Genomic DNA, 14,693 nt, shown 5'->3' with positions numbered 1-14,693 from the left:
GTTGATTTGACAACCACATCAGATACCCGACCATCCAGCAATGACTGGCGGGTTAATCCGGCTTATTTGAAGTTTCGGCTGTCCTTGATCTGATCCCAAGCCCAAACGACCTCTTGCAGCTGCTCTTCTTGGCTTCGGTCGCCACCGTTCATGTCCGGATGCAGAACCTTGATCAGCTTCTTGTAGGCTTTGCGCACCTCGGCCTTCGTCCAGCTATCATTGGCTTCCAGAATCTCGATCGCACGGCGTTCGGTGGGGGGCAGGCGACGGCCGCCGCCTCCCGTGGTGCGGCCTTTGTTTTGCGTGCTGTTCGCGCCAAGCACCTGATGCGGGTCTTCAATGCCTAGACGCGCCCATGCGCGTGCTTCGGGATCACCCATCGGCTTGGTCTCACGCTCCCACACTTTGTCCTTGGATCGCTGCGCGTTTAGTTCGGCTTCCGTGGTGCCGTCGAAGAAGTTCCACTTATTGTTGTATTCGCGGACGTGCTGCTGGCAGAACCAGAAAAAGTCGTCCAGTACATCAGGCGCCTTGGGTGCACGGAACTTGCCGGGTTCGTTACATCCCTCGTGATCGCAGATACGAGTCGAGGTTTCAGACGCGCCGGACATACCCCGACGCCCGCGCGGGTTTTTTTTCTTGGCGCTGGAAACGGACATATCGAATCCGAAGGGGTCTGATTTCGTCATGCTCTGATCCTTACGAACACATCTTTTCGACTCGGAGGCAGCAGTTTAGTCTAAGCAGCCGAAAGTAGAAGAGGGGATGCGGTAAAATTTTCGCCGCTGAGCAAAAAAATGACTGTGACCGACGAGATCCGTACCCGCCTGCAGGCTGCATTTGACCCGCGTGAACTGGAGGTCGTGGATGACAGCGAAAGCCACCGCGGACACGCGGGGTTTCAGGAAGGCGGTGAAAGCCATTTTAATGTCCGCATCCGTTCCAGTGCCTTTCAGGGGCAATCCCGCGTCGCCCGCCACCGCGCAGTGCATAAGGCGCTAGGCGACATTGTGCCCCGCATTCATGCGCTGGCGTTGGACATTGATGACTGAACGGACCTATTTGCCGATGGTCAGGCGACCAGAGAAATGGCTCTGTTAACCGTGATCCCCTGGTTCACCGCGCGATAGGTGGGAAAAGGAAGCCGGTGCGTCGCATCAATTTCCCGCTGTATCCACTCCTGCTCCTCGAGTCGATGAAGAGACGTCGACAAGGCGCGATCTGAGATCGAGATCAGACCGGACTTGAGCGTCGAGAAACGTTGGGGCTTATCGGTCAGCGCCAGAATAGGGGCTGTCCAGCTGCGTCTGAGCAACGCGAAATCATTGTCCTCGGGCACGGCGTTTACGATCCGGCTGGCAGTTTCGGCCACTGAGGCGCCGATATGGGTCAGTCGAAATTCCGGGCGCAACGGATGGCCGTGGCCGGGATTTCGTTCCAGAAAACCCAGTTGAATCAAATGATCAAGGCTTTGGACAAAAGCCGTTCTGCTGGCGCTTGTCGCCGCCAGTAGGGGGGCCTGTCGCCCTGGGGTTCCCGCGTGCATCAACGCCATAATGTTCAGAGACCAGGCGCGGGACGTAAGCTTGACAAGAATCGCTATGTCCATAAAGTATAGTTACTTTAATTTTTGCCAAAAGGATAGTTCAATGCCACTCGTTTCATTGGAAAACACAATCACGCTGGCCATGTCCGTGCGGGACAGACATGTCAGTGCCGACTGGTATCAAGCCAAGTTGGGGTTCGAACTGATCCACCATATTGACGAAGCTGGTTGGAGTGAGATGAGGACCAAAACCGACGGTGTGACCTTGGGCCTGGGTGAGCAGGCCGAGCCTGCGCCGGGCAATACTGTGCCGGTGTTCGGGGTGTCGGATATTGCGACGGCGCGTCAGGCGCTCGAATCCTCGGGCGTCAGGTTCGATGGCGCGACAGAAACGATCGAGGGCATGGTCAGCACCGCAACATTCTACGACCCGGACGGAAATGCACTGATGCTGGCGCAGGATCTGAGCCAAGCAGCAAGCGCTGCCGAGTAAAATTCAGCTGCAGGCTATGAAAACGCGGAGCAGACCGCTTAGGTCTGCTCTTTGTCCTTTTCGGACAGGTCTGTTGGCTTCAGGGTCAATGGCGGATCTTTGACCTCTTCTGAAATCGGTGCAGGGGCCTGCACTTCTTCTGGTCCGGGCACCGGCTGAGCCACGGCGGCATCATCGCTGTCCTCAACCGGCTCGCGCTCCGCAGAAAACTCAGCTGCAATCTCACGCCGAAACACCAGGACATTGCGCCAGTTCACGGTGGAACTGGTCAGGCCAGCGCGTTCCTCGCTGGGCAGAAGTTCCGCCCTTTGGTATTCCCAGCCATCCTGCCCCATCTGATTCAGGATCTGTTCGATCGACACAGCAAACCGCCCTTCGGCAGTTTTGACGCCCTTGGCTTTTGTGCCTTTTTGCGGAGCGGGGACAACTTTGTATTCGTAGCGCTGCATCAGATTTTCCTGGTTGCCGATCCCACGCAATCTAACATGTTGTCGGGTTTCGAAAAGTCATCATCGCCCGGTGGGCAAATTCTGTGTCGTCTGTTGCGCTGAATGCGCGGGAACCGGAAAGGCCCGCGCTGCACGCGCGGACCAAGCCGCAGAAGTTTCTCGAACCGAAAAGACTACGAGCCCAGCTTCTTGCTGACCAATTCGTTTACGGCCTTGGGGTTCGCTTTGCCGCCGGTCGCTTTCATGACCTGGCCGACAAACCAGCCGGCCAGTTTCGGGTTCACCTTGGCCTTTTCGACCTGCGCCGGGTTGGCGGCGATGATCTCATCCAGCGCGGTTTCAATCGCACCCGTATCGGTCACCTGCTTCATGCCGCGTTCTTCGACAATTTGCGCCGGGTCGCCGCCTTCGGTGTAGACGATCTCGAACAAGTCCTTAGCAATCTTGCCGGAAATCGCATCCGAAGAAATCAGGTCGATGATCCCACCCAACTGCGCGGGGGATACCGGCGAGTCGGTGATGTCGTGATCTTCTTTCTTCAAGCGACCGAATAATTCGTTGATCACCCAGTTCGCGGCCAGTTTGCCGTTGCGGCCCTTGGCGACCTCTTCGAAATAGGCAGCCGATTCAACCTCAGCCGTCAGGACGGATGCGTCATAATCTGTAAGACTGAACGCGCTGATAAACCGAGCCTTTTTGTCGTCGGGCAGTTCGGGCAATTTGGCAGCGATGTCGTCGACCCAGGCCTGCTCAATCTCCAACGGCAGCAGATCAGGGTCGGGGAAATAGCGGTAGTCATGCGCCTCTTCTTTGGACCGCATTGACCGTGTTTCACCCTTGTCCGGGTCATACAGGCGGGTTTCCTGATCAACCTTGCCGCCGCCTTCGACGATGGCAATCTGACGGCGGGCTTCAACTTCAATCGCCTGCTGGATAAAGCGCATCGAGTTCATGTTCTTAATCTCGCAACGGGTGCCCAGATGCGAGAAATCCTGCGTTTCCTGATATTTCTCATACGCGCCCGGCAAACAGATCGAGACGTTCACGTCCGCCCGCAGGTTGCCGTTCTGCATGTTGCCGTCGCAGGTGCCCAGATATCGCATGATCTGGCGCAGCTTGGCGATATAGGCGGCGGCCTCTTCGGGGCCACGGATGTCGGGACGACTGACGATCTCCATCAGACAAACACCGGTCCGGTTCAGGTCGACAAAGGACATATGCGGGTCCATGTCGTGGATCGACTTGCCCGCGTCCTGCTCCATGTGGATACGTTCGATGCGGACCATGCGCGCGGTGCCGTCACCCATTTCGACCAGCACTTCGCCTTCGCCCACGATGGGGTGGTAGAGCTGGGAAATCTGGTATCCCTGCGGCAGGTCAGGGTAGAAATAATTCTTGCGGTCAAAGGCGGACTTCAGGTTGATATCCGCCTTCAGGCCCAGCCCGGTGCGCACCGCCTGTTCCACGCAATACTCGTTGATCACCGGCAGCATACCCGGCATCGCCGCGTCCACAAAGGCCACGTTCGAGTTCGGCTCGGCCCCAAATTGGGTCGACGCGCCCGAGAACAGTTTCGCATTGGATGAGACCTGAGCGTGCACCTCCATCCCGATTACCAGTTCCCAGTCGTGCTTGGCCCCGGCAATGGTTTTGATTTTGGGCATTTCGTATGTCAGGTCGAGCATGGCGCGCCTCATTTCCGCAGAAGTCTAAGCCTGCGTATTAGGCCCGGCAGGGGCTAGGGGCAAGGGGGAATCAGTGCCCGGACAGCTGCAAACCTGTCGGAGTAAAGGTCACATCCAATCCGCTGCGCAACTCATCCCGGAACAGATCGCCAATCGCGCGCAGGGCATCCCGCTGCCCACGAGCCGCGAACCGTTCGGGCGAATTGATCCGAACACTGTTGTTGAACCCATTCGCCGCATGCGCCCAGATCAATGGGTGCAGTTCGGTCAGGTGATCGCGGATCAACCAGTTTGCGGCCTCATTTATCTGGCTACGGACCAAATCGGCCTTGTCGTTTTGGCCGGCGCCGTTCTGAATCGTAATGGCACAGTAAGCCGACAGCATATTGACGGTTTGCTGGTCGGGACGCTGGCGCAAAATATCATGCATGCCTTCAAGGAAGAATTCGACATCCAGCCGCGCGCAGGCTTCATCGTCCAGGGCGATCGCGTCGAACTGAACCCACGTATAACCCCCAGCCCGCCAGATATCCTGCGTCTGGGCCGCCATGCGCAGCGCCTGGACCTCAAGCTCGCCGTAGCTGCCGAACCAGCGCGGCAGCAGGTGCGTGCCCATCGCACGCAAGTGCCGATGGTTCATCGGGTCGAGTTTGATCAAACGCTCGTATTCATCCGCCACCCGCGTGCCGGGCCTGCGCTGGCCCGCCAAAATTGCGCAGCCGGTCGAGGCGACAATAGGACTGTCTGTTGCGGCCTTTTGGCATTTGGGCAGGATTGCAGCTGCCCGGTCGAAATGGGCGGCGCAACGGGATTGGTGCAGAGAGGGCAGGGTTGCCTCGTTCGTGGTGCCGCGCCAGGCCCATGCCAAATCAATATGCGCCAGTGCGACGACCAATGCGATCATCGGATCGCCCGAATGCGCGCGCATTTCGTCTTCCAGCTCGGAAATGCCACTCAGTACATCAAATTCTGAAAGTGCTTTGGCATCGGACAGGGCGTGTTCCGCCGCCAGAACCACATCGGCCCGTGCGCCAAATGCGAGCAGCTCGGCGACAGGCATCCCGTCGGGGGCAGCCTTTCGAGCCGCGTCCGCCTTGTGCATCAGGTCGGACAATTCTGCCCAACGATCCTGTCTGGCCAGGAAACGCCCCTTTTCAATCGAGCTTCGCCCGATCTCATCCTGGGCCTGGACATCTGCTAACGGGATATTGAGTTGCCCGTGATCGGGCAAAACAGAAGAAACAGCCGGATTGGCAAAATGCGCGCCGGATGCGTCGGGACGAACAATAGAAGATTGGAAACGGGACAAACGGTCCCTAAAAAACCGGAACATGGTGGCACTCGAAACAAACAAAACAGGTACTTCGGCTTGAAAGTTTTGCCGCAATCGGTCTCAAATACAAGCTCTTTGGAATTAATTGGTTATTTTTTGTGTCTAATTTTTCTGAAATTTGCCCATTGTTTCAAAATGTAACAAAGTGATGACGCTCAACTCGAAAACCAGCCTGTTGCAGGACCTGTTCGAATTCTCTGTGGTGCGGAGACGACTCATCCGGCAGCCGAATACGCTTACCAGAGTTCAAGACCAATGAAACGCGCACTGAAAAGTCCCAACGCGTGTCGAAACGGACATAGTCGATGTTCGAACAATCCACTTCACCTTCGCGGGTGCCGGTAAACCAGCGCAGTTTGTTTCGATCCAGGCTCAACCCTGCGCTGGTGTTTTGAGCGACGTCCCACAGGGCAGGTAGAGTTGGCAGCGCCAAAAGCGCCATCAGCCACCATGCTGCGTCATACAGGATCACAAGGGCAAGAAGTGCCGCATATATACAGATCAGGACGCCGACGGTGCGCGGCGCCCTGTTGTTTCGCGTGAAAGTGAACTCTGTCATGCGTTCAGGATGCGAGATACCATCTCTGTCGTGTCCCGCGAGAGGTCGGGCGTTTTGGCGATGCGGGTTAGCTGTGCGCGTATCAGGTCTTGGCGAACCGCGTCATACCGCTTCCAGGTCTGAAAGGCGGAACACATCCGCGCAGTGGTCTGCGGGTTGACCGGGTCCAGTTTGATCAGCCAGTCGGCCAACAGCGCGTAGCCCGCTCCATCTTCGCGGTGGAAACCTGCGTGATTCATTGCCAGCGCCCCCATCACGGCCCGGAATCGGTTGGGATTTTTCCAGTTGAAGTCCGGATGCTCGGTCAGGGCGCGGGCGATGTCCGCCGTGGCCTCCGGCGAGGCCATTCCGACCTGCAGGCCGAACCACTTGTCCATCACTAGCCGGTCGTGCTGCCATTGATCATAGAAAGCAGCGAGTTCAACCTCGCCTTTGCCTGCGCGCAGCAGACAGGACAGCGCACTTAGTTGCTGCGTCATGTTGCCAGCGGCAGCGTATTGTTCGGCCGCCATTGCGCCACTGTCTAGCCGCGAGGTCAGGGCCAGGGCAGCGTTGCCAAGCGAGCGTTTGCCAGCTTGGTCGGCATCGGGAGAGTACGGCGCCTCGATCAGAGTTTCGCTGTGCAAACGTGGCAAAAGGTCCTGAACGTGCTGCGCTGTTGCCTGCCGAAGTGTTTCGACAGCTGTCCAGATCGCCACCGGGTCGGGTGTTTCACCCAGGTCGAACAACGCGGCGGCCAGTTCGGATTGCGTTGGCAGGCCCAGCATCAGGGCGCGATAAGCCGGGTCCAGATCACCGTCGCGCAGAACAGCCAACACCCCGTCCAGATAATCCGCACTCGGGGCGGCGTCCTCAAGGATCATGCGCAGCAAAGTGTCCTGCGCAAGTGATCGTCCGGCCTGCCAGCGATTGAACGGATCGGTGTCGTGCGCCAGCAAAAAGGCCCGCTCGGCATCGGTGTGATCATGTTCAAGGATTACGGGGGCCGAGAAATCGCGTAGGATCGAGGCGACAGGCTTGGCCGCCAAACCGGTGAACTGAAAGCTTTGTTCAGCTTCGGTCAGCTCAAGAACTTCGGTTGCGCGCACTTCGTCTCCATTAGGACCAAGCAGGCCGACGGCCACAGGGATCACTTGCGGCAGTTTTTCGGATTGGCCGGGCGTTTCTTCTGTACGTTGGGCAAGGGTCAGCGTGTAGGTGCCGTCATTCCAATCTTCGGTCACTGTCACACGCGGCGTACCGGACTGACTATACCAGCGTTTGAACTGGCCCAGGTCGCGACCAGTGGTGTCCTCGAACACTTTGATCCAGTCCTCGATGGTGCAGGCCTGACCGTCATGACGATCGAAATACAGATCAAGTGCCTTGGCATAAGCTTCGTCGCCAACCAGACGTTTCAGCATGCCGATAACCTCGGCACCTTTCTCGTAGACGGTCGCGGTGTAGAAATTGTTGATTTCCTGAAAGCTCTCGGGCCTTACGGGATGCGACAGGGGCCCGTTATCCTCGGGGAACTGACGCGCACGCAGGTCGATGGCGTCATCAATTCGCTTCACAGGGGCCGAGCGCATGTCTGAGGTGAACTGCGCATCGCGGAACACCGTCAGACCCTCCTTCAGGCACAGTTGGAACCAGTCGCGGCAGGTGATGCGATTACCGGTCCAGTTGTGAAAATACTCATGCGCGATGATCGCCTCGATCCGCTCGAAATTGGCATCGGTCGAGGTTTCGGGGCTGGCCAAAACGGCCGAAGAGTTGAAGATATTCAACCCCTTGTTCTCCATCGCGCCCATGTTGAAATCGTCCACGGCCACGATATTGAAAACGTCCAGATCGTATTCGCGGCCATAGACGTCCTCGTCCCATTTCATGGACTTCTTCAGTGCTTCCATACCGAAATCGCATTTGCCTTCGTCACCGGGACGGACCCAGAGGTTCAGCTCCACATCGCGACCCGACATGGTGGTGAACTGACCGGGATGGGCGATCAGTTCGCCCGCGACCAGCGCGAACAAGTAAGCGGGTTTGGGCCACGGATCGATCCATTCTGCCCAGCCTTCACCTTTGCCCGAAGGGTTGCCGTTGGACAGCAGTACAGGAAGGTCGCCGTTGATGCGCACGGTAAAGGTGGACATTACATCGGGGCGGTCGGGGTAGAAGGTGATCTTGCGGAACCCTTCCGCCTCGCACTGGGTGCAGTACATGCCGTTCGACATATAAAGCCCTTCGAGGGCGGTGTTGTTGCCGGGATCGATCTCGACCTCGGCCTCCCAGACAAATGGCGCGTCGGGCACGCCAGCTGTCAGGCCCTTGTCGGTGACCTCGGGCGTGATGTCTTTGCCGTCGACCGATGCGCGGATCAGCGTCAGGTCTTCACCATGCAGGAAGAATGTCTTGTCGCTTGCATCCGGGTTTGGGCGGAAGGCTATACGCGATGTGACGCGGGTTGCGTGTGCGGCAAGATCGAACGTCAGGTGCACACTGTCCACCAGATAACCAAAGGGCGTGTAGTCTTTCAGATAGATCGTCGTGAGGGCAGCGTCGCGCATCAGGGGCCTCGCATGATTTCGTGTTTGCGCGAACGTATGGGCTGCGGCGGTTGGCTGCAAGCGGTGCCGGGTGCGCTTGAACATACCCTGATCCTGTTTTTGGTAAGTCTTTTTGACCGCGACGCTGCGACGCAAGTTGCCTATCGGAAACTTTCGCCCTAAATGCTGGCGGCATACAGTCGTGCACATTCCCGGGAGAGAAATAATGAGCAGCAGACAGGCGCGCAGCGGATTGCAGGTGGACACGGTATTGGCTGAGTTCATCGAAGGCCAAGCCCTGCCGGGCACAGGTGTTACAGCGGATGTTTTCTGGGATGGTATGGCGCGCATCGTCGCCGAACTTGGTCCCAAGAACCGCGCATTTCTGTCCAAGCGGCAGGACATTCAAGGCAAGGTTGATGCATGGCATCTTGAGCGCCAGGGGCAAGAACATGACGCCGAGGCATATCAGGCGTTCTTACGCGAGATCGGTTATCTGGTCGATGAGGGCGCGGATTTCCAGATTGAAACCGCCAATGTCGACCCTGAGATCGCGTCGACCCCCGGTCCGCAGCTTGTGGTTCCGATCACCAATGCCCGCTTTGCCCTAAACGCAGCAAACGCACGTTGGGGCAGCCTGTATGACGCGCTTTACGGAACGGACGCGATGGGTGATTTGCCCGCTGCTGGTGGTTACGATGACGCGCGCGGCGCCCGGGTGATTGCATGGGCAAAAGGGTTTTTGGACGACGCTGCCCCTTTGGCAAGCGGTTCGTGGGCGGATGTGTCGGAACTGCGCGTTGAAAACGGCGCGCAGGTGCCTGCGCTGGCGGATGCCTCGCACTTTGTCGGCTATGGAGGTTCAGCCGAGAAACCTGATTTTGTGCTGCTGAAAAACAACGGCCTGCATATTCGTATCGTGATCGATCCATCCAGCAACATTGGTGCAACCGATCCGGCAGGAATTGCCGACGTCTATCTGGAGTCTGCGCTTTCAACCATTATGGACTGCGAGGACTCCGTCGCCTGTGTTGATGCCGAAGACAAAGTTGTCGCCTACGGCAATTGGCTGGGTCTGATGAAAGGCGACCTGACCGAAGAGGTTACGAAGGGTGGCAAGACCTTTGTCCGTAAACTGGCCGACGATCTGGTATATACAGCCGCAGATGGCACGACGGGCTCGTTGAAAGGTCGATCACTGATGTTGGTCCGGAATGTGGGCCACCTGATGACCAACCCAGCCGTTCTGGACGGGGACGGCAATGAAATCGGCGAAGGGTTGATGGATGCGCTCTGCACAACTCTGATCGCCATGCACGACCTGCAGCGCGAGGGTGGCAACTCGGTCAAGGGCTCGGTCTATGTAGTTAAGCCCAAGATGCACGGGCCCGCGGAAGTCGCTTTCTCGGTCGAGATTTTCGACATGGTGGAAGACATACTTGGGCTGCCACGCAATACCGTAAAGCTGGGCATCATGGATGAGGAACGCCGCACTTCGGCCAACCTTAAGGAATGTATCCGTGCTGCAAAATCGCGTGTGGCCTTTATCAATACCGGCTTCCTTGATCGGACCGGTGATGAAATCCACACCTCGATGGAAGCCGGCCCGATGCTGCCCAAAGGCGACATCAAGAATACGCCTTGGATCGCATCCTACGAGGATCGGAATGTCGATATCGGTTTGGCCTGCGGCCTGAAGGGCAAGGCGCAGATCGGCAAAGGCATGTGGGCGATGCCCGACAGAATGGGCGACATGCTGGAACAGAAAATCAGCCACCCGAAATCAGGTGCGACCTGCGCCTGGGTGCCGTCGCCGACAGCCGCAACACTGCACGCAACGCACTATCATAAGGTTGATGTACTGGCGCGACAGGATGATCTGGCCGCTGGTGGTGCTCGTGGAACTCTGAACGACTTGCTGACCATCCCGATGCTCGGCGGTCGTAACCTCAGCGAAGACGAGATCGCGCGTGAGATCGAAAACAACGCGCAGGGCATTCTGGGATATGTGGTGCGCTGGGTCGATCAGGGTGTTGGCTGTTCGAAAGTGCCGGACATCAACGATATCGGCCTGATGGAAGATCGCGCGACCTGCCGGATTTCGTCTCAGGCTCTGGCCAACTGGTTGCACCATGACATCGTCTCGGAAGAGCAGGTTATGGCCGCCATGCAAAAAATGGCCGCTGTGGTGGATCGTCAGAACGAAAATGATGCAGACTATCGCCCGTTGGCCCCCGGTTTTGATGGAATTGCTTTCCAAGCTGCCTGTGATCTGGTCTTCAAGGGGCGCGTGCAACCCTCGGGCTATACCGAGCCGGTTCTGCATTCCCGCCGTCTGGAACTGAAAGCCAGCCTTTAAACCATAAGGAACGATAGGACACGAAATGGCAGTTTCCCTCCGCAAAGCCCGCACCATCATCCGCAAGACCCTTGAGAAGGGGCGCGAGATGGAGTTGAAACCCCTTTCCGTCGTCGTTCTGGATGCAGGCGGTCATGTTATTGCGTTCGAACGCGAAGATGCCGCTGCCCCTGGTCGGTTTGCGATCGCGCATGGCAAGGCCTATGGCGCGGTGATGCTTGGCATGGCGGGCACGGCACAGATGCAACGGGCAGAGGCGCAGGCATATTTCATGGCGGCTGTGAATGGCGTTTACGGCGGCCAGGTTGTCCCGGTTCCGGGCGGTGTGTTGCTGCGCGACAAAAAGGGCGCAGTGATCGGCGCGGTCGGCGTGACCGGCGATACATCCGACAATGACGCTGCCGCCGCATTGGCTGGGATCGAAATCGCTGGCTTGATTGGCGAGATCTGAACCACGTGATTACTGGAGAGCCCGTTCGGCTCTCCAGCCCTTGCTGGCGTTCGTGTAAGTCCTGAAAACGTGCAATGGCCAAAGTGCCAGACACAGCGCTTTCGAATTCTAACTTGTGCACGACTGAACAAGAACTTGCGCTGACACGCAGAGCCTGTGCTATTGCGCGCTGTTCTCACAGCCGATAGTTTTTGAAAGTAAACAAGAAACGCAGGAACGCAGCATGTCTCGACCCGTCGTCGGTATCATCGGCAATTCGTATTTGATGAATGATCAATATCCGACCCATGCCGGTGGGACGATGAACTCGGACGCGGTTGCGAATGTGTCGGACTGTCTGCCGCTGTTGATCCCGGCTGATCCGCGCTATGTCTCGGTTGATGAGCTGCTCGAGGTCTGTGACGGATTTCTGCTGACGGGTGGGCGCCCGAATGTCCACCCTGAAGAATACGGCGAGCCCGCAACCGAGGCCCATGGTGAATTTGACCGGGCGCGCGACGCGATCACATTGCCGCTGGTGCGGGCTTGTGTGGAACGCGGCCAGCCCTTTTTTGGCATCTGCCGAGGGTTTCAGGAAGTCAACGTGGCGATGGGCGGCACCCTGTATCCTGAGATCCGCGAACTGCCGGGGCGCATGAACCACCGGATGCCGCCCGACGGCACATTGGAAGAGAAATTCGCTTTGCGTCATGTTGTTGCGCTGAACGAGGGGGGGATATTCCACCGCCTGATGGGCGCCACCGAAGTGATGACGAACACCTTGCACGGGCAGGGCATCAAGACAGTTGGGCACCGGGTCGTGATTGATGGTCACGCTCCTGACGGAACGCCCGAGGCGATCTACATCAAGGACGCTCCCGGATTTACGTTGTCCGTCCAATGGCACCCGGAATGGGACGCGGAAAATGACCCTGTGTCACGCCCTTTGTTCCAGGCGTTCGGTGCTGCCGTGCACGCTTGGGCAACCGGATCGGATAAGGCGTTGGTTCAACAATCCGCGTAACTCCTGCGCCGATCCGGGAGAGAGGGTCCGGACCGACGCAGCGCGATCAAACCAGCAGATTGAACTGATTGATCAAAGGCAGGGTGCGCGCGCGCTCACCCGTCAGGTCAAACAGGGCATTGCCAAGCGCGGGCATGGACGGAGGCGTCCCCGGTTCGCCCACGCCACCCAAATGGTGGTTGGTTTCCAGTATCTTTACCTCTGTCACAGGAGCGGTGTGCATCCGCAGGGCGTCGTAATCGGGGAAATTGTACTGTTCGACTTCACCGTCCGAAAATGTGATCTCACCCATAACCGCCGCCGACAGGCCATAGATCATGCCGCCGAACATCTGCGCCTCGACCGTGCCGGGGTCCAGGGCCAGTCCGACGTCACAGGCGATCCAGGCCTTGGCGATGCGGATGGTGCCATCCTCGTCGACGACCTCAATCACCTGTGCAACAGGCGTGCCAAAGCTGTAGGTCATCGCCACACCGCGCCCGACACCATCAGGGGTTTCTCCGGTCCAACCTGACATCTCTTTCACAGCTTGCAGGCAACCTGCAGATGGCGCGTGTTCGGCTTTGGCCAGCTCCAAGCGAAACTCCAGCGGATCTCGTCCTGCGGCATGGGCCATCTCATCCATGAAGGTCTCGTGGAAGAAGCCATTGTGGCTGTTCCCGACCGAGCGCCAGAAACCGACCGGAATATCCAGATCTGCGATGTGCCCGCTCATGCGGTAGTTTGGCACCGCGTAAGGTTGGTTAAAGAACCCTTCGACCAAAACCTTGTCGGGGCCTCCGCCCGGTATGCCCGTATAGCGCTGGACTGCCTGTTGTGTGCAGGATTGAGCTGCGACCTTGCCGTCAATCAGAACGGCCTGACCGTCTTTCACTGCGCCGCGCATGCGGGCCATCGCGCCAGGGCGATAATAGTCGTGGCGCATATCCTCTTCACGGCTCCAGGTGGTCTGGACGGGGACGCCGGGCATGGCCATTGCGACCTTTGTCGCGATCTCGCCAAAATCCAGCTCGCCCCGGCGACCAAAACCTCCACCCAGATAAGTGGTGTGGACCTGAACGGCCTCTTTATCCAGATTGGCGGTATTGGCCGCGCGTATCTGAATAAGTGTCGGTGCCTGGTTGCCGCACCACAACTCCAGCGCCGAGCCAGTAAAAAGCGCGGTGGCGTTCATCGGCTCCATTGTTGCGTGGGCCAGATAGGGCACCGTGTATTCAGCCGTGACCTCGGTGGCACCGTCGGGCAGGGTGTCCACATCCCCATCATCACGCATTGTCGAATTGGGTGACGCGTCGAAAGCCTTTGCGATTTCTGCAAATACAGCGTCGGTTTCCGGTGGGTAGGGCGCATCGCCCCAGTCCACGTCAATTGCCTCGACCGCCTGGATGGCCAGCCACGTGTTGCTGGCAACCACAGCCACGCCATTACCCAAATCAACCACCTTTTCCACGCCCGACATCTGCTCGGCTGCGCTGGCATCAAAGCCCTTCATCTCGCCGCCCAGTTTGGGATTGATGCGGACCGAGGCAAATTTCAGACCCTCGGGGCGCACATCAATACCGAATTCGGCTGTTCCGGTTGATTTGCCGACCACATCGACGCGCGGCAGGTTCTGCCCGAGCAAACGCCAGTTGGACGGATCACGCAGCTCGACCTGCGGAGGTTCGATCTGACCCGCGGCTTCCGCCAGTTCGGTGTACGGAATGCGAGTTCCATCAGGCGCAATCACCGCGCCGTTTTGAGTTTTCAGTTCTGAACGATCCACGCCCAGCCGATCGGCTGCTGCCTGCTTCAACGTTTCGCGTGCGGTTGCTCCCGCCTCGCGCATACGTTCGAACCCGTCCTTCATCGAAGTCGACCCGCCAGTGACCTGCAAGCTCAGCGTTCGGCCAAGAACGCCCAGAGCCTCACCGAGATTGTGCTGGAAGTCAGAGATGTCATAGCCCTTGTTCGGCAACCCCTCACCAACAAGTGCCGAGTTATAGTAGGCCGCAGCGGCTGGCCCATGCAGAACACGGATCTGGTCCAACTCCACGTCCAGCTCTTCGGCGATCAATGCCGCCCATGTGGTCATCACGCCCTGTCCCATCTCGGCTCGCGGCGCGAATAGAGTGACGCCTTGCTGGTCGATTAGAACAAAGGGGCTGAGTGCGGTTTCGCCCTCTGCTGGTTTCAGCGGATTGGCGGCCGGACGGCTGACGTAGTAAGCGCCAAAGGCCACGCCCCCGACAATCGCTGCTGAGCCGATCAAGAAAGTACGACGGAGGATTTTTCCAACGGATGCCAT

Annotated in this window: 14 protein-coding genes; 6 read left to right on the top strand and 8 right to left on the bottom strand. The window is 58.2% G+C overall.

Going from position 1 to position 14,693, the window contains the following annotated elements:
- Positions 1-62 precede the first annotated feature (62 nt).
- Complete coding sequence (locus ACR0AK_RS11110) at positions 63-689, bottom strand: J domain-containing protein (protein ID WP_170558556.1); 627 nt, start codon at positions 687-689, stop codon at positions 63-65.
- Between the two features lie 108 nt (positions 690-797).
- Here ACR0AK_RS11110 and ACR0AK_RS11105 point away from each other — a divergent pair, with 108 nt between their 5' ends.
- Entirely contained in the window at positions 798-1,052 is a 255-nt protein-coding gene (locus ACR0AK_RS11105; RefSeq protein ID WP_170558554.1) for a BolA family protein, read from the top strand.
- 20 nt (positions 1,053-1,072) lie between these two features.
- Here ACR0AK_RS11105 and ACR0AK_RS11100 read toward each other — a convergent pair whose 3' ends face one another.
- Entirely contained in the window at positions 1,073-1,609 is a 537-nt protein-coding gene (locus ACR0AK_RS11100) for a winged helix-turn-helix transcriptional regulator (protein WP_480793341.1), read from the bottom strand.
- A gap of 40 nt (positions 1,610-1,649) precedes the next feature.
- Between ACR0AK_RS11100 and ACR0AK_RS11095 the strand changes: the two genes are divergently transcribed.
- Complete coding sequence (locus tag ACR0AK_RS11095) at positions 1,650-2,039, top strand: VOC family protein (RefSeq protein WP_480793340.1); 390 nt, start codon at positions 1,650-1,652, stop codon at positions 2,037-2,039.
- A gap of 38 nt (positions 2,040-2,077) precedes the next feature.
- On the opposite strand, the gene ACR0AK_RS11090 is transcribed toward ACR0AK_RS11095, so the two are convergent.
- The 5 genes from ACR0AK_RS11090 to pepN all read right to left on the bottom strand — a co-directional run bounded on the left by ACR0AK_RS11090 (position 2,078) and on the right by pepN (position 8,614).
- On the bottom strand, positions 2,078-2,488 hold the full coding sequence (locus ACR0AK_RS11090; RefSeq protein ID WP_480793339.1) for a DUF4177 domain-containing protein: 411 nt from the start codon (positions 2,486-2,488) through the stop codon (positions 2,078-2,080).
- Between the two features lie 173 nt (positions 2,489-2,661).
- Positions 2,662-4,173 carry an Asp-tRNA(Asn)/Glu-tRNA(Gln) amidotransferase subunit GatB gene (gene gatB, locus ACR0AK_RS11085; protein ID WP_170558547.1) on the bottom strand — a complete coding sequence of 504 codons (1,512 nt, stop codon included), beginning with the start codon at positions 4,171-4,173 and terminating at the stop codon, positions 2,662-2,664.
- A gap of 70 nt (positions 4,174-4,243) precedes the next feature.
- Positions 4,244-5,506, bottom strand: coding sequence for a hypothetical protein (locus ACR0AK_RS11080; RefSeq protein ID WP_480793338.1), 1,263 nt, complete (start codon positions 5,504-5,506; stop codon positions 4,244-4,246).
- Positions 5,507-5,636: 130 nt separating this feature from the next.
- The gene (locus ACR0AK_RS11075; protein ID WP_480793337.1) at positions 5,637-6,065 is read right to left on the bottom strand and encodes a hypothetical protein; all 429 of its coding nucleotides are present in this window, start codon (positions 6,063-6,065) and stop codon (positions 5,637-5,639) included.
- Positions 6,062-8,614: an aminopeptidase N gene (pepN, locus tag ACR0AK_RS11070; protein WP_480793336.1), complete on the bottom strand. Its 2,553-nt coding sequence runs from the start codon at positions 8,612-8,614 to the stop codon at positions 6,062-6,064. Before pepN ends, ACR0AK_RS11075 begins: the two co-directional genes overlap by 4 nt.
- A 12-nt stretch (positions 8,615-8,626) precedes the next feature.
- Here pepN and ACR0AK_RS11065 point away from each other — a divergent pair, with 12 nt between their 5' ends.
- The 4 genes from ACR0AK_RS11065 to ACR0AK_RS11050 all read left to right on the top strand — a co-directional run bounded on the left by ACR0AK_RS11065 (position 8,627) and on the right by ACR0AK_RS11050 (position 12,406).
- Entirely contained in the window at positions 8,627-8,776 is a 150-nt protein-coding gene (locus ACR0AK_RS11065) for a hypothetical protein (protein ID WP_170558543.1), read from the top strand.
- Positions 8,777-8,819: 43 nt separating this feature from the next.
- Positions 8,820-10,952, top strand: coding sequence for a malate synthase G (locus tag ACR0AK_RS11060; protein WP_480793335.1), 2,133 nt, complete (start codon positions 8,820-8,822; stop codon positions 10,950-10,952).
- Between the two features lie 25 nt (positions 10,953-10,977).
- Entirely contained in the window at positions 10,978-11,403 is a 426-nt protein-coding gene (locus ACR0AK_RS11055) for a GlcG/HbpS family heme-binding protein (protein WP_170558541.1), read from the top strand.
- Between the two features lie 223 nt (positions 11,404-11,626).
- Positions 11,627-12,406 (top strand): gamma-glutamyl-gamma-aminobutyrate hydrolase family protein, encoded by a 780-nt coding sequence (locus tag ACR0AK_RS11050; protein ID WP_480793334.1) that lies wholly within the window; start codon positions 11,627-11,629, stop codon positions 12,404-12,406.
- Between the two features lie 46 nt (positions 12,407-12,452).
- On the opposite strand, the gene ACR0AK_RS11045 is transcribed toward ACR0AK_RS11050, so the two are convergent.
- Entirely contained in the window at positions 12,453-14,693 is a 2,241-nt protein-coding gene (locus tag ACR0AK_RS11045; protein ID WP_480793333.1) for a xanthine dehydrogenase family protein molybdopterin-binding subunit, read from the bottom strand.

The organism is Ruegeria sp. BI12 (assembly GCF_056537985.1).
Note: the sequence above shows the minus strand (reverse complement) of the source record. Positions and strands in the feature narration are given on the sequence as shown.